This window comes from Winogradskyella tangerina (genome assembly GCF_003260205.1).
Taxonomy (GTDB): Bacteria; Bacteroidota; Bacteroidia; order Flavobacteriales; family Flavobacteriaceae; genus Winogradskyella; species Winogradskyella tangerina.
Genome location: NZ_QERF01000003.1, coordinates 117,370 through 137,814, shown reverse-complemented (window position 1 = coordinate 137,814; position 20,445 = coordinate 117,370). Strand labels below are relative to the sequence as shown.

Annotated in this window: 22 protein-coding genes; 20 read left to right on the top strand and 2 right to left on the bottom strand. The window is 36.1% G+C overall.

What is annotated here, in order from left to right:
- The first annotated feature begins 8 nt into the window (after positions 1-8).
- Entirely contained in the window at positions 9-1,028 is a 1,020-nt protein-coding gene (locus DDY94_RS06110; protein ID WP_232817830.1) for a glycosyltransferase family 9 protein, read from the top strand.
- On the opposite strand, the gene DDY94_RS06105 is transcribed toward DDY94_RS06110, so the two are convergent.
- Complete coding sequence (locus tag DDY94_RS06105) at positions 1,021-1,446, bottom strand: RDD family protein (protein WP_262627055.1); 426 nt, start codon at positions 1,444-1,446, stop codon at positions 1,021-1,023. The genes DDY94_RS06110 and DDY94_RS06105 overlap by 8 nt on opposite strands.
- Positions 1,447-1,559: 113 nt before the next feature.
- On the bottom strand, positions 1,560-2,618 hold the full coding sequence (locus DDY94_RS06100; protein ID WP_111683170.1) for a ferredoxin--NADP reductase: 1,059 nt from the start codon (positions 2,616-2,618) through the stop codon (positions 1,560-1,562).
- 170 nt (positions 2,619-2,788) lie between these two features.
- Here DDY94_RS06100 and DDY94_RS06095 point away from each other — a divergent pair, with 170 nt between their 5' ends.
- The 19 genes from DDY94_RS06095 to DDY94_RS06005 all read left to right on the top strand — a co-directional run bounded on the left by DDY94_RS06095 (position 2,789) and on the right by DDY94_RS06005 (position 20,423).
- Positions 2,789-3,121 carry a PadR family transcriptional regulator gene (locus DDY94_RS06095; protein WP_111683368.1) on the top strand — a complete coding sequence of 111 codons (333 nt, stop codon included), beginning with the start codon at positions 2,789-2,791 and terminating at the stop codon, positions 3,119-3,121.
- Between the two features lies 1 nt (position 3,122).
- Positions 3,123-3,767, top strand: a complete 645-nt coding sequence (locus DDY94_RS06090; protein ID WP_111683169.1) for a hypothetical protein — start codon at positions 3,123-3,125, stop codon at positions 3,765-3,767.
- 110 nt (positions 3,768-3,877) lie between these two features.
- A complete protein-coding gene (locus DDY94_RS06085; protein ID WP_111683168.1) occupies positions 3,878-5,356 on the top strand; it encodes a DUF5687 family protein in 1,479 nt (492 codons plus the stop codon).
- Positions 5,357-5,375: 19 nt separating this feature from the next.
- Positions 5,376-6,098 (top strand): ABC transporter ATP-binding protein, encoded by a 723-nt coding sequence (locus DDY94_RS06080; protein WP_111683167.1) that lies wholly within the window; start codon positions 5,376-5,378, stop codon positions 6,096-6,098.
- A gap of 189 nt (positions 6,099-6,287) precedes the next feature.
- A complete protein-coding gene (porW, locus tag DDY94_RS06075; protein ID WP_317047178.1) occupies positions 6,288-8,894 on the top strand; it encodes a type IX secretion system periplasmic lipoprotein PorW/SprE in 2,607 nt (868 codons plus the stop codon).
- A gap of 19 nt (positions 8,895-8,913) precedes the next feature.
- Positions 8,914-9,360, top strand: coding sequence for a bactofilin family protein (locus DDY94_RS06070; protein ID WP_111683165.1), 447 nt, complete (start codon positions 8,914-8,916; stop codon positions 9,358-9,360).
- Positions 9,361-9,408: 48 nt separating this feature from the next.
- Entirely contained in the window at positions 9,409-9,804 is a 396-nt protein-coding gene (locus DDY94_RS06065; protein WP_111683164.1) for a hypothetical protein, read from the top strand.
- A 123-nt stretch (positions 9,805-9,927) separates the two neighbouring features.
- On the top strand, positions 9,928-11,052 hold the full coding sequence (gene atpB, locus DDY94_RS06060) for a F0F1 ATP synthase subunit A (protein ID WP_111683163.1): 1,125 nt from the start codon (positions 9,928-9,930) through the stop codon (positions 11,050-11,052).
- Between the two features lie 38 nt (positions 11,053-11,090).
- Positions 11,091-11,288 carry an ATP synthase F0 subunit C gene (gene atpE, locus DDY94_RS06055; RefSeq protein ID WP_111683162.1) on the top strand — a complete coding sequence of 66 codons (198 nt, stop codon included), beginning with the start codon at positions 11,091-11,093 and terminating at the stop codon, positions 11,286-11,288.
- 72 nt (positions 11,289-11,360) lie between these two features.
- The gene (locus DDY94_RS06050; RefSeq protein WP_111683161.1) at positions 11,361-11,861 is read left to right on the top strand and encodes a F0F1 ATP synthase subunit B; all 501 of its coding nucleotides are present in this window, start codon (positions 11,361-11,363) and stop codon (positions 11,859-11,861) included.
- A gap of 6 nt (positions 11,862-11,867) precedes the next feature.
- Positions 11,868-12,404 (top strand): ATP synthase F1 subunit delta, encoded by a 537-nt coding sequence (gene atpH, locus DDY94_RS06045; protein ID WP_111683160.1) that lies wholly within the window; start codon positions 11,868-11,870, stop codon positions 12,402-12,404.
- A gap of 6 nt (positions 12,405-12,410) precedes the next feature.
- Positions 12,411-12,878, top strand: a complete 468-nt coding sequence (locus tag DDY94_RS06040; RefSeq protein WP_111683159.1) for a hypothetical protein — start codon at positions 12,411-12,413, stop codon at positions 12,876-12,878.
- 67 nt (positions 12,879-12,945) lie between these two features.
- Entirely contained in the window at positions 12,946-14,526 is a 1,581-nt protein-coding gene (gene atpA, locus DDY94_RS06035) for a F0F1 ATP synthase subunit alpha (RefSeq protein WP_111683158.1), read from the top strand.
- A gap of 85 nt (positions 14,527-14,611) precedes the next feature.
- Positions 14,612-15,469, top strand: coding sequence for an ATP synthase F1 subunit gamma (gene atpG, locus DDY94_RS06030; protein ID WP_111683157.1), 858 nt, complete (start codon positions 14,612-14,614; stop codon positions 15,467-15,469).
- A gap of 180 nt (positions 15,470-15,649) precedes the next feature.
- The gene (locus DDY94_RS06025) at positions 15,650-16,183 is read left to right on the top strand and encodes a hypothetical protein (protein ID WP_111683156.1); all 534 of its coding nucleotides are present in this window, start codon (positions 15,650-15,652) and stop codon (positions 16,181-16,183) included.
- Positions 16,184-16,292: 109 nt separating this feature from the next.
- Complete coding sequence (locus tag DDY94_RS06020; protein ID WP_111683155.1) at positions 16,293-17,753, top strand: oligosaccharide flippase family protein; 1,461 nt, start codon at positions 16,293-16,295, stop codon at positions 17,751-17,753.
- A gap of 4 nt (positions 17,754-17,757) precedes the next feature.
- Entirely contained in the window at positions 17,758-18,192 is a 435-nt protein-coding gene (gene dut, locus DDY94_RS06015; RefSeq protein ID WP_111683154.1) for a dUTP diphosphatase, read from the top strand.
- 8 nt (positions 18,193-18,200) lie between these two features.
- Positions 18,201-19,376, top strand: coding sequence for a tetratricopeptide repeat protein (locus DDY94_RS06010; RefSeq protein ID WP_111683153.1), 1,176 nt, complete (start codon positions 18,201-18,203; stop codon positions 19,374-19,376).
- 27 nt (positions 19,377-19,403) lie between these two features.
- Positions 19,404-20,423: a sugar phosphate nucleotidyltransferase gene (locus tag DDY94_RS06005; RefSeq protein ID WP_111683152.1), complete on the top strand. Its 1,020-nt coding sequence runs from the start codon at positions 19,404-19,406 to the stop codon at positions 20,421-20,423.
- Positions 20,424-20,445 lie beyond the last annotated feature (22 nt).

The window sequence follows — 20,445 nt, the reverse complement described above, 5'->3', positions numbered from 1 at the left end:
TGAAATAAATGCCTAAACCAAAACACATACTGGTCATAAGATTCTCAGCAATGGGAGACGTAGCTATGACAGTGCCTGTGTTGAGAGCGTTAACCGAACAACACCCTGAACTACAGATCACGGTTGTTTCAAAAGGTTTTTTTGAACCTATGTTCAGTGGTCTTCAAAATGTCAACTTTTACAAGGCAGACCTTAAAGGAGAACACAAAGGTATTTTTGGTTTATACAAACTTTCAAAATCACTCAAAGCCTTACAATTTGATGTGGTTGCCGACCTGCACAATGTCTTAAGAACGAAGATTTTAAAATTCTTCTTTGCGGGAAAGATATTAGTTCAAATTGATAAAGGACGTCCTGAGAAAAAAGCACTTACAACAGGAAAAAAGTTTGAACCACTAAAAACTACCCATCAACGCTATGCTGATGTCTTTGGAAAATTGGGTTTTCCTATTGACCTGTCTGTTCCAAAATTTCCTGAAAAAGTAAATCTGACTTCAAATCTCAGTACTTTTATTTCAAATTCTGAAAAGCAAACTATTGGAATCGCGCCATTTGCAGCGCATGAAAGCAAGATGTATCCTTTGGTACAAATGGAAGCTGTTATTGATCAACTTTCGAAAGATTATAATATTATACTTTTTGGTGGTGGTCGAAAAGAAGTAGAATACTTAAAAACGGTTGAAGCGACGTTTGAAAATACGCAATCCGTGGCCGGCAAATTAAGTTTAGAAGAAGAATTAGCATTGATTTCTAATCTCGATGTGATGTTGTCTATGGATTCTGGGAATGGCCATTTAGCGGCTATGCTTGGTGTGAAGGTCATTACCATTTGGGGCGTAACCCATCCTTATGCTGGTTTTACACCTTTCAATCAACCAGAAGATTATGCTTTGGTTGCTGATAGAACACAGTATCCGAAGATACCAACGTCTGTATACGGAAATAAATATCCAGAAGGTTATGAAAATGCTGCTGGAAGTGTTGTTGTGGAGGATATCGTAAAGAAAATACAGTCTGTAGTTAACTAGAATATTTATACTTTATAACCACAGTGTTTGCGACAAGATCACCAATTCGTTTGTTATGTTTGTTAAAAGCAGCAACGATTATACCGGCAAGAAAACAGTAATCTACAAATCCGAGAAAAAAACGTGCAAAGGCCTGTCCGAAACCAATAGGTTTTAAATTATCACTAACCACTTTTAGATCAAAAAATCGTTTTCCAATAGTTTGACCAAAAATGGCTTCACTTATGGGCCAAAGAAAAAAACCAATACAAAACATCAGTAAAGCTGGCAAGCCAGAGAGCTCAAAACCAAAGCCATCATCATATAAACTGTCAGTTAAATAGGCGATGACCCATCCAATGGCTATAAAAATTATAAAGTCCATGAAAAATGCTAAAATGCGAAATCGCTTTTTCGCTATTGTTCTTTGATTATTCAAATTTGAAGCCAATTCTATTTTACGACTAAAACTAAGGATAATTTGAAAGTATCCAAAAATCTAATAATCTAAAGATCTAAGGATCCAACGATCCAACATTCTAACCATCCAACCTACACATCATCATAATCAACTGTAATAGTTGCAGTTGTTGGATGCGCCTGGCAGGTTAGCACTAAACCTTCCGCAACTTCGCTGTCCGTTAAAATGTTGTTTTGGCGCATAGTGGCTGCGCCTTCGGTTAATCGTGCAATACAACTACTGCAGATACCACCTTGGCAAGAGTAAGGTGCATCAATGTCTTCTTTTAATGACGCTTCAAGAATAGATTGCTCCTGAGACATTTCAAATTCAAATTCTTCCTCATCAACAATCACCTTAATTTTTGAATGGCCATCTAACACTTCAACATTAGAATCATTTGAAGTCTCCACAGGAACTGTAAATAATTCAAATAGAATGTCTTTCTCTTTAATATTATTTTCGAGCAATACATCTTTCACGGTATGAATCATTGCTTCTGGTCCGCACAGGTAAAACTTTTCAATTGTAACTCCTTTGTATTTGTTTTTGACGATGAGGTTTACCGTACTTTTTTCAATACGTCCAAAAAGCGCATCTTCTTCTTGTGCCTGGCTATATATAAAATGAATATGAAAACGATTACCATGCGCTTCTTTAAGCTCTAGAAGTTCTTTTGTAAACATGGCATCGGATAAGGTCTTGTTACCATAAACCAATATAAAATTGCTAAAAGGTTCACCTTCTAAAAGTGTTCTTGCAATGCTCAATATCGGAGTAATACCACTGCCGGCAGCGAAGGCTGCAACAGTTCTGGTTTTAACTTCGTTGGCTTCAAATGTAAATCGTCCGTTTGGCTCAGCAACTTCAAGAGTGTCGCCAGCTTTTAATTTTTCGTTGGCATATACCGAAAATGTTCCACCTTCTACAGCCTTTACACCAACGGTGAGGGCTTCGCTAGTTGGTGATGAGCAGATGGAGTAATCTCTGCGGACGTCTTCACCATTAATTTGTGTTTTAAGGGTAATATATTGTCCGGCTTCAAATTTGAAATTAGATTTCAGGTGTTCTGGGATATCAAAAGAAATAGCTACAGATTTGTCTGTAACCTTGTCTATAGACTTTATTTGAAGCTCATGAAATTGTGCCATAGCGAAATTTTTTTTGCAAAAATAATGAATCTCTTAATCAACACATGGGGATTTAGTCTGTACTAAACCTAATCTTTTCTTAAAAATGAAGCTAAATCGTAAAAAATATACATAAGAAATTTATGCATAAGAAAATTATGTATATTTTTGTTGTTCAAATTGAAGTTCTTATGAGTAATTCAAAATTATACAAAGGAAGTCTCAATACCATAATATTAAAATTGCTTCAGGTGCATCATAAGATGTATGGTTATGAGATTACACAAAAGGTGAAAGCCATTACTAATGGTGAGCTTAACATTACTGAAGGTGCTTTGTATCCTGCTTTGCACAAATTAGAGGCTGAAGGATTATTAGAAGTCGAAGTTACTAAAGTTGATAATCGTCTTAGGAAGTATTATAAACTTACTTCGATGGGTAATCGCGAAACCGTAAATAAGTTGACAGAACTTGCAGAATATATTAAAACCATGCAGGTATTGGTAAACTCAAAATTAGCTTAAGATGAAGTTGAGTAGAGAACAAATTCAGTTTATAAATGATTATCTAGAAAACTCTGATATTATCCATATCGATATTCGTCTAGAGATGGTAGACCATGTAGCTTCAAACATTGAAGAACGAATTAGTAATGGTGATAAGCGCGATTTTTATTTCATATTTAAGGATTATATGGTAAAGAACAAGTCATTATTACTAAAGAATAACAAGAAATTTTTAAGAGCAGCCGAAATAAAAATTCTAAAAGCAATTGGTCGCACTATGCTATCATTTTATGGCATTCTGGTTTTTGCAATTTCATTTGCTTCGATCTACCTTATGAGTATAAATGTGAATAGTGTTGTATTTGTCCCTTACATTTTGTCAGCTCCTATTATAGGCTTCGTAATATTTGCTATTACCTATTTTTCGGGTATGAAATTTTTCAAATTAGATCGATATTCGTCAATAGAGCGATTGGGATTTGTTTGTGGTATGTTTTTTCAACTATTCTATTTTGTCTCTATCTTTTATAAGAACATATTAGAACAAAAAACAATAGTCCTAGCGCTAATCGCAGGTTTCTCGATGGTATTGCTTTTTGCTTTGGCGAAAGTCTATACGCAGATGGTGGCATATTATAGAAACCGTTTTGAATTTGTTGAATAATCAATTAGCAGACAGAAACATACATCTGGGATTGCCACAGAATTTTATGTTCTCTTGTAACAAATTACCAATATTTAATACTAACCCAACAAAATCACTAACCAAAAGCTATGATAAAACACTTTCTTAATTTAGAATGGAAGCAGTATTTCCGTTCTTCTTATTGGCAAAAGAGTTTAGGCCTCAATATTCTTTTAGTATTTTTTGCACTTTATTTTATCGTGATATTTTTAGGATTAGGCTTTGGGTTACTCCCAATTCTGAAAAAATTATATCCCGATGAAGACCCTTTCGTTGTGGCGAATGGGTTTTTATTCTTCTGGATTATTGCAGACCTCATGATGCGGTTCTTTTTGCAGAAACTACCTGTTATGAGTGTAAAGCCGTTACTTACGCTCCCAATTAAACGATCTACGGTTGTTAATTATGTTTTAGGAAAATCAGCGCTGAATTTCTTTAACTTTTTACCACTGTTTGCCATCATTCCGTTTAGTATAATGTTAATGATAGATGGCAAAGATTCTTCAATGATCTTAACCTGGATGTTCACCATGATCATCTTGGTACTGATCATTAACTTCGTAAACTTTATTATTGAAGCTTTTTCAGCAGAAACAGAATTATCCTTTTTACCGCTTATAGCAATCGTAGGAACCTTATATGGCCTAGATTATTTTAACGTAGTTCCAATTAAGGCTACTATTGGTAATGCCTTGATAGCAGTGGCCAATAATCCGATTTTAATTTTAATTCCCATTGGTTTTTTATTGGTTTGCTATTGGTACAATTTCAAAATATTGAAAAGCAAATTATTTCTTGACAGCTCGTTAAAATCGAAAGTTCAGGAAGTCAAAGCAGCAGACTTATCGTGGACCAAACGTTTTGGAGATATAGCGCCATTTATGCAATTAGATCTGAAACTTATTTGGAGAAATAAACGCACTAAATCATCGGTATTTATTATGGTTATCGGTTTGGTTTACGGTTTGTTCTTCTATCCTCAACCGATGTATAAAGATATGGTTTGGCTGTTTCCGTTCATAGGTATTTTCGTTACCGGAATTTTCCTTATCAATTTCGGACAGTTTATTCCTGCATGGGATAGTGGATACTACAAAATGCTGATGAGCCAGAATATTAAATATGAACAATATTTGAGATCAAAATTTGTGCTAATGGTTCTTAGTGTGGGTATTATGTTCGTATTGAGCATTCCTTATGTTTATTTTGGTTGGAAGATATTAATCGCTCATTTCGCAGCAGCAGTTTATAATGTAGGTGTTAATTCGCATGTAATGCTCTATGGTGGTTCGTTCAACCGAAAAAAGATCGACCTTAACCAGCGTGCAGCCTTTAACTATCAAGGAACGGGAGCCGTACAATGGATCATTGGTTTGCCATTAATGATCTTACCTATGCTTATATTCGCTTTAATGAATTGGTTAGTTGGTTTCGAGGCAGGAATAGCACTACTGATTCTTATGGGAGTCGCGGGGATCGTGCTTCATAAGCGACTGATGAAAATGATAACCAAGCGCTATTTAGATTCAAAATACAAAATGATTGACGCCTTTAGTCAAGACAATTAATAACAAAAGATTTCATAACATGATATATACAAAAGACCTTTCAAAATCCTATAACGGTACAACTGTTTTAAATATAGAGGAATTAAGTATTCCAAAAGGCCAAAGTTTTGGTTTGGTTGGAAATAACGGTGCTGGTAAGACAACATATTTCAGCCTGTTATTAGACCTTATAAAACCAACTACAGGTAATATTACCAACAACAGCGTGGTGGTAGATCAAAGTGAAGACTGGAAACCCTTTACTTCGTCATTTATAGACGAAAGTTTTTTAATTGGGTATTTAACGCCAGACGAATATTTCTATTTTATTGGTGATCTACGCGGTCAGAACAAAGCTGATGTCGATGCATTAACTTCTCAATTTGAAGACTTCTTTAATGGTGAAATTCTTGGGAAGAAAAAATACCTAAGAGACCTAAGTAAGGGTAACCAAAAGAAAGCAGGTATTGTAGCTGCCCTAATTGGTAATCCTGAAGTCATCATTTTAGACGAGCCTTTTGCCAACCTTGATCCAACAACTCAAATACGGTTAAAGCAACTTTTAAAGGATTTAGCAGAAAAGCAAGGGGTGACGATTTTAATTTCTAGCCATGATCTTATGCATGTAACCGATGTATGTGAACGCATTGTGGTGTTAGAAAAAGGTGACGTCGTAAAAGATTTAGAAACCAACCCAACTACTTTGAAAGAATTAGAAGCACATTTTGCTAGTAACATGAGTGTTTCTCAAGAAGAAGAGTAAATCAGCCAATCAATTTTAATTGAAGCCCATGATTAATTAGTAATCATGGGCTTTTTTATTTGTCAATAGCACGCAATTCCTCGAAAAACAGTTTAATAATATCGAAAATTCAAAAAGATGCTTATTTTTACCACTTAGCACACTAAAACCCCAATAGTTCAGTTATCTATAAACTAAATTGAACCAACGTTGAAGATTCGCAGAAACACCATATTACTAGTCCTTTTAATGGCGATGATTGCTCAGAGTTGTTCTCGAAAAAAGAATACTTTTATCAACAGAAATTTTCATGCCTTAGGAACCAAATACAACATACTTTACAATGGTAATATTGCGCTTGAACGTGGCAAGGACGCTGTAAATAATGCGTTTACTGAAAATTTTTGGGAATTATTACCCGTTGAAAGAATGACGGTTAACGACGATGTCTTTCTTCCGGGGCAGGCCAAAAATGCAGATTTTGAGCGTGCTGAAGAAAAAGCTATTAAGGCCATTCAGAAACACGGCATGAACATCGACGGTAAGGAAAAAAATCCTCAGATCGATGAAGCCTATCTATTATTAGGTCAGGCACGCTATTACGATCAGCGCTTTGTACCAGCCTTGGCAGCATTCAATAATATTCTGAATAAATATCCAACTAGCGACAAGATCAATCAAGTAAAGATCTGGCGTGAAAAAACCAATATGCGACTCAACAACGATGAGGTGGCTATTAAGCGCTTAAGTCGATTACTGGTTGAAGAAGAAGGCGTGATTAAGGGTCAGGATTTGGCTGACGCTACTGCAGCACTAGCTCAGGCCTATATTAATCTAAAGCAAAAGGATAGTGCCATAGCCTTACTCGGTATTGCCGCAGAAAATACGAAGGTGAAACGCGAGAAAGCACGCTATCATTTTATTAGAGGTCAACTTTATAATGAGTTTAAAGAAAAGGATAGCGCCAATTTAGAATTCGATGCCATTATCGATATGCACCGAAAAATACCAAGAGCATTTTACATTAATGCGCATCTTCAGAAATCCTATAATTTCGATATGTTAGATGGTGATGTGGTAGCCTTCGAAGAATACCTTACTGAAATGGAGGAAAACAGAGAAAACCGTCCATTTTTAGATAAAATATATTATCGCATTGCAGAATATCATCGCAATGGCGCATCCGATAGTTTGGCCGAGGCATACTACAATAAATCCCTAAGGAAGATCAGTTCAGATAAATATCTACGCGCTCTCAATTACGAAACACTTGGGAACATGTATTTCGATAGAAATATCTATAAAACGGCTGGAGCATATTACGATAGTACCATGACCGCGATGGTTCCTAATTCGAAGCCTTTTAGAGTAATTAAGCGAAAGCGTGAAAATTTAGATGATGTTATTTATTACGAAGGCATAGCTCAAACAAACGATAGTATTCTCTACATGATCAGTCTTCCGAAAGAAGAACAACTAGCCATCTATACTAAATATACCGAAGACCTAAAAGCGAAAGCCTTAGAAGAGGAAAAACGACTTGAAGAAGCTCGTGAGAAAGCTGAAATAAAACAGAATACCGTTGCGGCAAATCCTAATCAGAGAGGAGGATTAACACCTAAAGGATTACCAGGAGAATTCACAGATAAAGGAGGCACTAGTAAGTTTTACTTCTATAATCAAACAACAGTAGCCTACGGAAAGAATGAATTTTTAAAAATTTGGGGTGATCGTAAACTTCAAGATAATTGGAGACTATCAAACGAGAGTGCTGGCTTAAAAGGCGTTACAAGTAACGACAGCATTACGAAGATCACTGGCAACGAAGCACAGTACAATCCTGAAACCTATATCGCCACACTTCCAACAGATCAAGAAGTAATTGATGATCTGGCTAGAGAAAGAAACTTCGCGTATTATCAATTAGGAATTATCTACAAAGAAAAATTTAGAGAGCTACAGTTGTCAAAATCGCGCTTTGAAAACTTACTACAGAATTCTCCGGAAGAGCGACTTATATTGCCTTCAAAATATAACCTCTACAAAATATATTCTGAACTTGGATTATCAAGAAAGGCCGAAGCCATGAAGGCTGACATTATTGCGAATTATCCAGATTCACGCTATGCTGAGATCCTATTAAATCCTGAATCAGAATTGTCCAAAGATGCTAATAGTCCAGAGGTGATCTATACCAACCTTTACAATAAGTTCGATGAGCAAAAGTACGCTGAGGTCATTGCAGAGGCTGAAGTTCAGATCAAGCGATTAGAAGGTGATGATTTTGTGCCTAAGTTCGAAATATTAAAAGCATCTGCCAGTGGTAGATTATACGGATTCGAAGCCTATAAAAAAGGCATTGATTATATCGCATTAACTTATGCCAATACAGAAGAAGGTAGAAAGGCACAAGAATTACTAGAGAATGCTATACCGGCCTTAGCAAAAAAGGAATTCATTCCAGATGATAAGCCAAAGCATTTTAATGTGGTTTATCAGTTTGAAAATGGCTCGGATGAAGACATTGACGAATTCATGAAGATCTTAGATGAAGAAATTGAGAAAAAGATAACATACTTTGACTTAAGCACTTCAAAAGATGTATATGATGAAAATACTACCTTTGTAGTAGTGCACGGGCTAACCAGTATTCAAGGTGCAAGTGGATTTGCGCAATTGTTGGTAGCAGATGAAAAAGATGACCGCGGAAGACCGGTTAAACCTAAGATCACCAAAGAGTATTTTGCGATCTCTTCACCTAACTATGCTATTATTCAACGCCATAAGAATTTGAATGCTTATCTCAAATTAGAATAAATAAAAAACTATAGTAACGATGTTTTCCTCAGACAGCAAAAAACCTAAACAACAGAACAGTATGGAAACAAGTACGCAACAGAATATTATAGCAAAAGGCACAAAAATAGTTGGTGATATTGCCAGCCAAGGGCCATTTAGAATAGACGGAACCGTAGAAGGAAACGTTAAGACTTCAGGAAAAATAGTGATCGGAAAATCGGGTTATATAAAAGGCACATTACAAGGTGAAAACGCTGATTTCGAAGGAAAGTTTTCAGGAAAACTAATTCTGTCGGGAACATTATCTCTAAAATCTACAGCACATATTGAAGGCGAAGTTCACACCAGTAAATTAGCTGTTGAACCAGGCGCTACATTTAATGCAACCTGTAGCATGAAGGGTACCGTAAAAGCTTTACCAAGTGAACCTGTACAACAAAAACCTGCCGGAACAGCACCTCAAAGACCAGAAAGACAGGCCTAATTTGTGAATGCATTTTTGGTAAAATCTATCTTTTCAAAAGACAATTAAATGAGCACATTTAAGAAACGACAACTGTCGTTTATTCTTAAGTTATTGATCGTAAGCGGTATTCTGTTTGGAGCACATAGCTATGTGTTATATCAATTTGCATCATCGGTAGAATTCTTCTTTCCTCTATGGCAGATCTATGCCTTTCATTTTGTTGTAACCCTACTGTTTTTCAGCATTATCAACTACAGGTTCGCCGCCGGACAAAAGAATATTATCAATTTATTCATGATTCTGACCTTCTCAAAAATAGCATTATCCATCATATTTTTGCTTCCATTTTTGTTGTCAGATTTCGAGAATACGCAACCCGATTTTCTCAATTTTTTCGTGCCGTATTTCTTATATCTTTTTTTCGAAGTTTATGCCATTTCCAAATTTCTTCAAAAGGCTTAAAAAGTCGATATTTTACGCACAAAAAAGCACTTTGAAATTATATCAAATTTAGTGTTTGTCAATTCATATAATGTACGTACATTTGCACCGAATTTAAAGTAAGGTATTTTTAAGACCATAATAATGAGCATAAACACCTTTAAAAACATAATATTAGCAGCATTATTTTTATCAGCTTTTAATATTGGTTTTGCATCAGATGCAAACGGAGGCGGAGGAGACAACAAAGAAGGCGATCCAGTTAACACTCCTGAAGAAATTAATGAGTACATTAAGCATCACGTTAAAGACTCTCACGATTTCCATTTATTTTCATATTTCTCTGACGGTGAGGAACATCACGTAGGTTTTCCATTACCTGTTATTCTTTATGGGGAAAACGGATTATCAATGTTTATGTCTTCAGAATTTCACCATGATGAAGAAGGAAAAACAATTGTTACTAAAGGTGAGTCTAACTTTGTAAATCTTCATGGTCATATTTACGAATTAAAGGAAGGTGAAACTACTGTTGCTTTCGACGCAGAACACCATCCAACGAACGCCACAAAACCTATTGATCTTTCTATAACAAAAAGTGTTTTCGGAATTTTATTATTAGGTGCACTTATGTTTTTAATGTTTGGTGGTTTAGCTAAGCAATACAGAAAGAGAGATATTCCTAAAGGATTCGGTAGAGTATTAGAGCCTTTAGTGGTTTACGTAAGAGATGAGATCGCCAAGCCAAACATCGGTCCTAAGTATAGAAAGTTTATGGGCTTCTTAATGACGACGTTCTTTTTTATCTGGATTTCAAACTTATTAGGTTTATTACCGTTCGGATTTAACGTAACTGGTCAGTTAGCAGTTACAGCTGCACTTGCAGTGCTAACACTTGTGATTTATTTAGCGTCAAGTACTAAAGATTTCTGGATGCACCAATTATGGATGCCAGGTGTACCTTATTTAATTCGACCAATTTTAGCGGTTATCGAATTGGCAGGTACATTGATCATTAAGCCATTTTCATTAATGGTACGTTTATTTGCAAATATAACAGCAGGGCATATCGTATTGATGAGTTTAATAGCTATCGGTATGACCTTTCAAAAAGATATGACGATCTACGGATCAACAGCGTTGTCATTAGTATTGTCATTATTTATAACACTAATAGAATTATTAGTTGCCTTTCTTCAGGCGTACATTTTCACAATGTTATCAGCATTGTTTATCGGTATGGCCGTTGAAGAGCACGAACATCATTAATAAAAGAAGAATTTGTTTAATTATTTAAATCAATTATCATGACTGGAACTCTTAATTTAATAGGAGCTGGATTAATCGTTATTGGTGCAGGTATCGGACTTGGACAAATTGGTAAAGGTGCTATGGAAGCTATAGCACGTCAGCCAGAGTCTTACGGAAAGATTCAAACTGCGATGATTATCATCGCTGCACTTTTAGAAGGTCTTGCATTTGCTGCGATTTTCTTAGGTAAATAATCCTAAACGTCATTCCCTGTAACGGTTGGTTGCAGGGAATGATAATTAATTTTAAAGATTACAAAAAAAATTATGGAACAACTATTAGAAAATTTTTCTCTAGACCTTTTTGTTAAGCAAACAGTATTGTTTGTTATCCTTATTTTCTTAATGGCTAAATATGCATGGAAGCCAATTATCAATTCATTAAATGAAAGAGAAGACGGTATAAAGAATGCATTAGATTCAGCAGAGAAAGCTAAGCGCGAAATGGAGAATCTTACTGCAGATAATGAAAGATTATTAAAGGAGGCTTTAGTTGAAAGAGAAAAGCTATTAAAGGATGCTCGTGAAATTAGAGAGCAAACTATAGCTAAAGCAGAACAAGAAGCTCAAGAAAAGGCAAGCAAGATTATTGAAAAAGCTCAGGAAGCAATTGAAAGAGAAAAGAAAGTAGCTATGGCAGAATTAAAAAGCCATGTTGCAGGTTTATCTATTGATATTGCAGAAAAGGTTGTACAAGGAGAATTATCTAACAAAAACAAGCAACTGAAGCTTGTTGAAGATATGTTAGTTGAAACAACATTAAACTAATAATAAATGGCAGAGTCTAGAGCAGCAATACGCTACGCAAAAGCAGTACTTAGCTTGGCATCAGACAATAAGGTTGCTGAAGTTGTAAATACAGACATGAAACAAATCGTTTCTGTAATTGCAGAAAACAGTGATTTAGGCGCCATGCTTCAAAGCCCTGTGATTAGATCTTCAGATAAGAAGGCGGTTTTAACATCAGTTTTTTCTGGTGTAAACGCAGCTACTTCAAGCCTGATTGATACACTGATCGCAAATAAAAGAATTGCATTATTAGGAGATGTTGCATCTAAGTATATTCAATTATACGATCAATTAAGAGACACGCAAGTAGCAAAAGTAACTTCAGCGGCCCCACTAACGGAAGCTTTAGAGAAAAAAATACTAGCCAAAGTAAAGGAGCTAACAGGTAAAACTACAGAAATCGAGAACACAGTAGACGAATCTATACTAGGTGGTTTCATTTTACGTGTAGGTGATTTACAATACGACGCGAGTATTGCTAACAAGCTCAATAAATTGAAGAGAGAATTCACACTAAACTAAATCAATATGAAACTCACTAAAACAATCATCGTTGCCCTATTAATGGTATTTGCTTACAATGCAAGTGCTCAAAAAGTAAAAATGAAAAAGGGGTTTGTCTATGTAGACAAGGTGAAGTTTTTAAAGGTCGAAAAAGTTAATGGATCAAAATACTTTTTTTCAACCTTAGATGACGTAGAGTTTCTCTCAGTATCGTTAGAAAAGTTTGGAACAGGAAAACATATGGCCGTAAGAAACCCAGTTCCTGGTCAAGACACAGAAATATATCATTACTATTCAGTTTTTAAGTTTTTGGATATTGAAGACTTAGACGAAGCATTCGAAGTTGATGAAGGCAGTATAAAAGAACTGATCAGAATGATGCATAAATCGAAAATTGTCGTTGACGGCGAGTTATCGACGAAGAATATTAAAAGATTGAAAGAAAAATATTCTGATAATGTATCAGAACGAAGATTTTTAACTAAAAATTAAGCTTAAATAAATAGTTTAGATCAGATGTCTAACATCTTAAATCTAACATCTAATATCTAAAATTGAGATGGCAGAAGTAAAACCAGCTGAGATATCAGCAATCTTGAAACAACAACTTTCAGGTTTTGAAGCAGGTGCTTCATTAGACGAAGTAGGAACAGTATTAACTGTTGGTGATGGTATTGTACGTGCTTACGGATTATCGAACGCACAATACGGTGAGCTAGTAGAATTCGAAGGTGGATTAGAAGGTATCGTTCTTAACCTTGAAGAAGATAACGTTGGTATCGTATTATTAGGTCCTTCAAAAGAAATTAAAGAAGGTGCTACAGTAAAGCGTACAAACCGTATCGCCTCTATCAAAGTAGGTGAAGAAATGGTTGGTCGTGTTGTGGATACCTTAGGTAACCCAATTGACGGTAAAGGTCCAATCGGTGGTGATTTATACGAAATGCCATTAGAGCGTAAGGCGCCAGGTGTAATCTTCCGTCAGCCGGTAGATGAGCCTTTACAAACAGGTATTAAGTCGGTAGACGCCATGATCCCTGTAGGTAGAGGTCAGCGTGAGTTGGTAATTGGTGACCGTCAGACTGGTAAAACTACAGTTTGTATCGATACCATCTTAAATCAAAAAGAATTTTATGATGCAGGTGAGCCTGTATTCTGTGTATATGTAGCTGTTGGTCAGAAAGCCTCAACTGTTGCAAACATCGCTAAAACTTTAGAAGATAAAGGCGCTTTAGCTTATACAGTAATCGTTGCTGCAAATGCATCAGATCCTGCTCCGATGCAGGTATATGCACCATTTGCAGGTGCTGCGATCGGTGAGTACTTTAGAGATACTGGTCGTCCGGCATTAATCGTTTACGATGATTTATCTAAGCAAGCGGTAGCATATCGTGAGGTGTCATTATTATTACGTCGTCCTCCAGGACGTGAGGCGTATCCAGGTGACGTTTTCTACTTACACTCAAGATTATTAGAGCGTGCTGCAAAAGTTATAGCAGATGATGATATCGCTAAAAATATGAACGACTTACCAGAGTCATTACGACCATTGGTAAAAGGTGGCGGATCTTTAACAGCATTACCGATCATTGAAACGCAAGCAGGTGACGTATCAGCATATATTCCAACCAACGTAATTTCTATTACAGATGGTCAGATTTTCTTAGAATCAGATTTATTTAACTCTGGTGTACGTCCAGCTATTAACGTAGGTATCTCAGTATCTCGTGTAGGTGGTTCGGCTCAGATCAAATCGATGAAGAAAGTAGCAGGTACATTAAAATTAGACCAGGCGCAGTTCCGTGAATTAGAAGCATTCGCGAAGTTTGGTTCTGATTTAGATGCTGCAACATTAAACGTAATTGAAAAAGGTAGACGAAACGTTGAGATCTTAAAGCAAGCTCAAAACGATCCATTTACCGTAGAAGATCAGGTTGCGATTATTTATGCAGGTTCTAAGAACTTATTAAGAGATGTTCCTGTTGAGAAAGTAAAAGAGTTTGAAAGAGATTATATCGAATTCTTAAACGCTAAGCATAGAGATGCTCTTGATACACTAAAGTCTGGTAAATTAACTGACGAGGTGATCGATACACTTACAAGTGTAGCTAAAGAAATGTCATCTAAGTATACGGTATAATTGAAATTTCCTGTAGGAAGACTCATAAACCGTAATTGAAATTAAAAAAGATTCCACTACAACTGTGGAATGACAAATAAAAGAAATGGCAAACTTAAAGGAAATACGTAATAGAATATCTTCGGTATCTTCAACGATGCAGATCACCAGTGCCATGAAGATGGTATCTGCTGCTAAGTTAAAGAAAGCTCAGGATGCTATTACAGCAATGCGTCCTTACTCTAATAAGTTAACAGAATTACTTCAAAGTCTAAGTGCAACATTAGACGCTGATAGTGGAAGTAAGTTCGCTGAACAAAGAGAGGTGAATAAGGTACTTTTAGTGGCAATATCTTCAAACAGAGGATTAGCAGGTGCCTTCAATTCAAATATTATCAAGCAGGTTAATGTACTTATGTCTGATTATGCTGATAAGGAAGTATCGATTCTTGCAATTGGTAAGAAAGTTAATGATGCTTTTGGTAAATCAGGTAAAGTAATCGCGAACAAAAGTGAAGTATTCGATGATCTTACTTATGATAATGTTGCAGAGATTGCACAGATGATCATGGATAAGTTTGTTGAAGGTGAATATGATAAGGTTGAATTGATCTACAACAGCTTCAAGAATGCAGCTACTCAAATCGTTATGACAGAGCAGTTTTTACCAATTGCACCAGTTGAAAGTGATTCAAACGTAGCTTTAGATTACATCTTCGAGCCTTCTAAGCAAGAAATTGTTGAGACCTTAATTCCGAAGTCATTAAAGACGCAATTGTTCAAAGGAATAAGAGATTCATTTGCCTCTGAGCATGGTGCGCGTATGACAGCAATGCATAAGGCGACCGATAATGCTACCGAGTTAAGAGATCAGTTAAAACTGACCTACAATAAAGCAAGACAAGCAGCGATTACTAACGAGATTCTTGAGATCGTTGGTGGTGCTGAGGCTTTAAATAATTAAAATACATTCCTTCTGAATAATTAATTCAGAACATAATTTAAGAGATACCCGGTTCTATGAGCCGGGTATTTTTGATAAATACCTTACAAAGATTTACCGTTTATCGAATTCAAGTGAAAAACATCGATTATTTCATTTGAATTTATATATATTGCTTTTCCAAATCTTAACCTACCTATAATGAAAAAGCTAAAAAAGGCGACCTACGCCGTTGTTATGGTGCTCACATTGTCATTAGTATATCAATGTGGCAGTTCTAAAGTAGCCGCTGTTAATTTTGAAGATCAAACTCCTTTTAATGTTAAGTCAATAACCTTTCAAGAGTGGTACGCAGGTATCAAAGTTGGTGGCACAGGGATTAATCTGTTTCTTCCAATTTCAGATGTTGAAAATGGTATCGAATTAGACGAGATCTACTTCAGAAATCTTAAAGGTAAAATTACCCCAAAGGGAAAAGAATACATGGCCGTATTAAAGCACCCTTCACGTCATTATACATTTAGAATTGCTGATAAGCCACAGGATTATCCATTCGACCTTAATAATAATGAATGTGTGATCAGTTATATTCAGAATGGTCAAACAAAATATTGTAAAATCAAAACTCTAAATGAGGTTGCAGGTACCTACTACGAAAATGGACCACCTTCTATTTACACCAGAAGTGGTACTGATACAATGGCATCCTTAGATGAAGAAGACGACGATAACTAGTTTTAATAACTACAAATTAAGCCTTACTTTGCGGTAAGGCTTTTTTATTTTTAGTCACCCACTAAGCCATTATATTTAATATTTTTAAGGCCTACAATTATCACAAAGCTTGAGCGGATTTAAATCTCTTTTTAAACAAACCTTTATTTATGGATTAGCCACAGTACTACCACGAATGTTGAGTTTTCTGTTGGTACCGCTTTACACAAGCGAGGTTGTTTTAGAAAATCCGGCCGAATATGGTACCGTATCCGTAATCTTTTCGTATTTCGTTTTATTTAATGTGATTTTAGCCTATGGGATGGAAACGGCTTTTTTCCGTTTTTTTAATAAGGAAGATGATAAAGCCAAGGTTATAAGTACCAGTACTATTTCATTAATTGTATCGTCGTTTGGTTTTTTTGCCATTGCTTTATTAGGGCAAGATCAAATAGCAAATACCATAAATATCGATGTGAAATACATCAATCTTGTCATTTGGATTCTATTACTCGATGCCTTGGTTATTATTCCGTTTGCTTGGCTGAGGGCCAACGAAAAGCCTATGCGCTATGCGGCCATTAAACTTCTGAACGTAATCGTTAATATTGGTCTTAATTTATTCTTCCTATTGGCACTTAAAAACCTGGCTCAATCAGAAGGCATATTTGAAAGTATTTATAAGCCAAACTTTGAGATCAGTTATATATTCATTGCCAATTTGGCAGCCAGTGCGATAACATTGCTGGCCATGATTTCATTTTATACAAAGATCAAATTTCAGTTTGATAAAGCCCTTTGGAAACGTATGTTTCGCTATGCTTTTCCGGTATTAATAGCGGGAGTTGCCTTCTCTATCAATGAAACGTTCGACCGTATTTTACTTAAAGAATTATTGCCACCAGATAAGGCGGAAACTGATATTGGTATGTATTCGGCATGTTATAAGTTAGCGCTGTTTATGACGCTCTTTGCTACCGCTTATCGCTTAGGAATAGAACCTTATTTTTTCAGCCATGCGAAAACTAAAAACCCACAAAAAAACTATGCTAATATTTTAGAATTTTTTGTTGCGTTTGGTTCAGTGATCCTTTTAACTGTTGTGGTATTCGCGGACTTAATAAAACCTATTATAATCCGCAGTGATGCCTATTGGGAAGCCATGTGGATCGTGCCAATTATCTTATTGGCCAATTTTTGCTTGGGTATCTATCATAATCTTTCAGTATGGTATAAAATTACGGACAGAACGAAATTTGGCGCTTACATTTCCGTCATAGGTGCCATTATTACTTTGGTGATCAATATGGTGTTTATTAAGGAATATAGTTACAAAGCTTCAGCAGTCGCTACCTTGGTGGCTTATGCTAGTATGATGCTTTTGTCTTTTTACTTCGGAAGGAAATACTACCCCATTCCATATAACCTAAAAAAAATCGGACTCTATCTGTTAATTTCAATCGGATTCTCAATCTTATCTTTTTACAAATATCGCGGCGTTTATATTGCAGGTATTGCTATGTTAATTGTATTTTTGGGATTGGTTATTCTGTTGGAAAAGAACCAACTAAGAAAAGTGTTTAAAAGGTGATATCATGAAGATCAAAATAATTAATAAATCCAGACATAATTTACCTCATTACGAAACTATAGCTTCAGCCGGAATGGACCTTAGAGCTAACCTTACAGAATCGCGCGTTATAAAACCTCTGGAACGCACAATAGTGGGCACCGGTCTTTTTATTGAACTACCAATCGGCTACGAAGCACAAGTAAGGCCAAGAAGTGGTTTGGCAGCCAAAAAAGGGATTACAGTCCTTAACGCGCCAGGCACTATCGATGCTGACTACAGAGGTGAAATAGGCGTAATTTTAGTCAATCTTTCTAATGAAGATTTTACCATCCAAAATGGCGAGCGAATAGCTCAGTTGGTTATTGCTAAACATGAACGCGCCGAATGGGATGAAACGCAAGAACTTTCAGAAACAGCGCGTGGTGAAGGCGGTTTTGGAAGCACAGGTACCAAATAATAGATCATATGACAAAGCACATTTTTAAAATAATAACACTCATCTTTTTCCTTGGATCAATTAATGTCCAAGGTCAAGAAAAAAAGCTGAAAAAAGAGGAAATCATGGCAACCATTATGTGCGAATGCCTTGAAAACGCAGAGGCAAATGAGCTTGCTAATAATTTCGAAGATAAACTCAATGATTGCTACAAGGCGAGTGTTCTAGGAGCTTTGTTAAATGAAATTCCTACGGATAAAGATTCGAGCATCACTCTAAATACTGACGGAACTTCAGATAAGATCACTAATAAAGACCGAAAAAGAGCGGTGAAGTTATTAGAAAAGAATTGTGAGATCTATAATGACCAAATTGCAAAAAACCAACGTTATGATGAGGGTTTGAGAAAGGCTGCTGATGCTGCTTGCCTTTGTATAAATGAAATTCCAACCACCATTTCTACGGAAGAAAAAAATAACTATATATCAGAATGTGTTACCCAAGGTGTTGTTGATACTAAGGCCATTCGAGATCTAGAGCTTAACACTGTTGAAGCTATGAAGGGAATCATTTCTGATATACAACGCGTACTTGTTAATGATTGTCCGGCTCTTAAAAAAGTTGCTTTTTCTAATGATGAAGAAAAGTTATTTTCCTATTCGTCAAACAGAGAAGCCGCAGAGTACTACAACAAAGGTATTTCCGAAAGTGAAAAAGGTAATTTCAAAAAGGCCCTAAAAAACTACAAAAAGGCCGTTGAGCTCGATGATAAGTTTGTCTTTGCCTGGGATAATTTAGGGCGAACGTATAGAGAGTTGCACCAATATGACAAAGCTATCGAGGCCTATAAGAAATCGATGGCGATAGATTCATTAAATCCAACACCCTTAATGAATATTGCTGTAGTTTATAATTATAAGGAAGACTATGAAAGTTCTTCATATTGGTATAATAAGTTAATAGAGGCCTATCCCAATAACCCAGAAGGCCACTACGGACTTTCATTGTCGTATATGTATTCAAATAAACTAGAGCCCTCTTTAAATAGCATTATAAAGGCTTACAAACTTTATAAAGAAGCCGGATCTCCTTATGTTGCCGATGCCGAAAAAGTGATGCAGTATTTATATAATATGTTCGAAGAACAAAACAAGGAAGATCGTTTTAAAGAAATATGTAAAGAACAAAACATCAAATTGAATTAAAATCAATAATCGAATCAACCCATACCTATGAAAATAATAGTACCCATGGCAGGTCGTGGCTCTCGCTTAAGACCACATAGCTTAACCGTTCCAAAACCATTAATTCCCGTTGCAGGACAACCCATTGTACACCGTTTAGTAAAAGATATTGCTAAGGTATTGAAACAGCCTATCGATGAGATCGCCTTCGTTTTAGGAGATCCTGCATTTTTTGGTGACGATGTTGTGGAAAGTTTATCGCAATTAGCAGAAGATTTAGGTGCCAAAGCATCAATTTATAGACAAGACCAACCTCTAGGTACAGGCCATGCTATTATGAGTGCAAAGCCATCACTTTCCGGTCCTGCTGTAATTGCTTATGCAGACACATTAATCCGAGCAGAATTCGACCTAGACCCTTCAGCGGATAGTGTGATTTGGACTAAACGTGTTGATAATCCTGAAGCTTATGGCGTTGTTAAACTCGATGCTAACAATAGCATCGTTGAACTTTTAGAGAAACCTAGTGAGTTTGTGAGCGACCAGGCCGTGATTGGAATTTATTATTTCAAGGATGTGGCAGTTTTAAAAGAAAAACTTCAGGAAGTTTTGGATGAAAATGTAATGAATGGTGGAGAGTACCAGATCAACGATGGTATAAAGCGCATGATGGCAGATGGTAAAGTATTTAAAACAGGAACAGTGGACGAATGGATGGACTGTGGAAATAAGAATGTTACCCTAGAGACTAACGCTAAGATGTTAGGGTTTTTACATTCAGACGATGAAGAACAATTGATACACGATTCTGTGGTTTTAGAGGATTCAACGATCATTGAACCATGTTTTATAGGAGCAGGAACCGTTCTGCGCAATACGTCAGTTGGCCCTTACGTTTCTATCGGTAAAGATTGTGTCATCGAGGATTCAAGCGTTAAAAATAGCTTAATTCAAAACCAAACTATGATCAAAAACGCTAATTTAGATGAAGCAATGATTGGTAATTTTGTAAAGTATGACGGCGGCTTTACCAAAATTAGTATCGGCGATTATTCAGTTTTGGAATAAAAATTGTTCGTCCTATCTACAA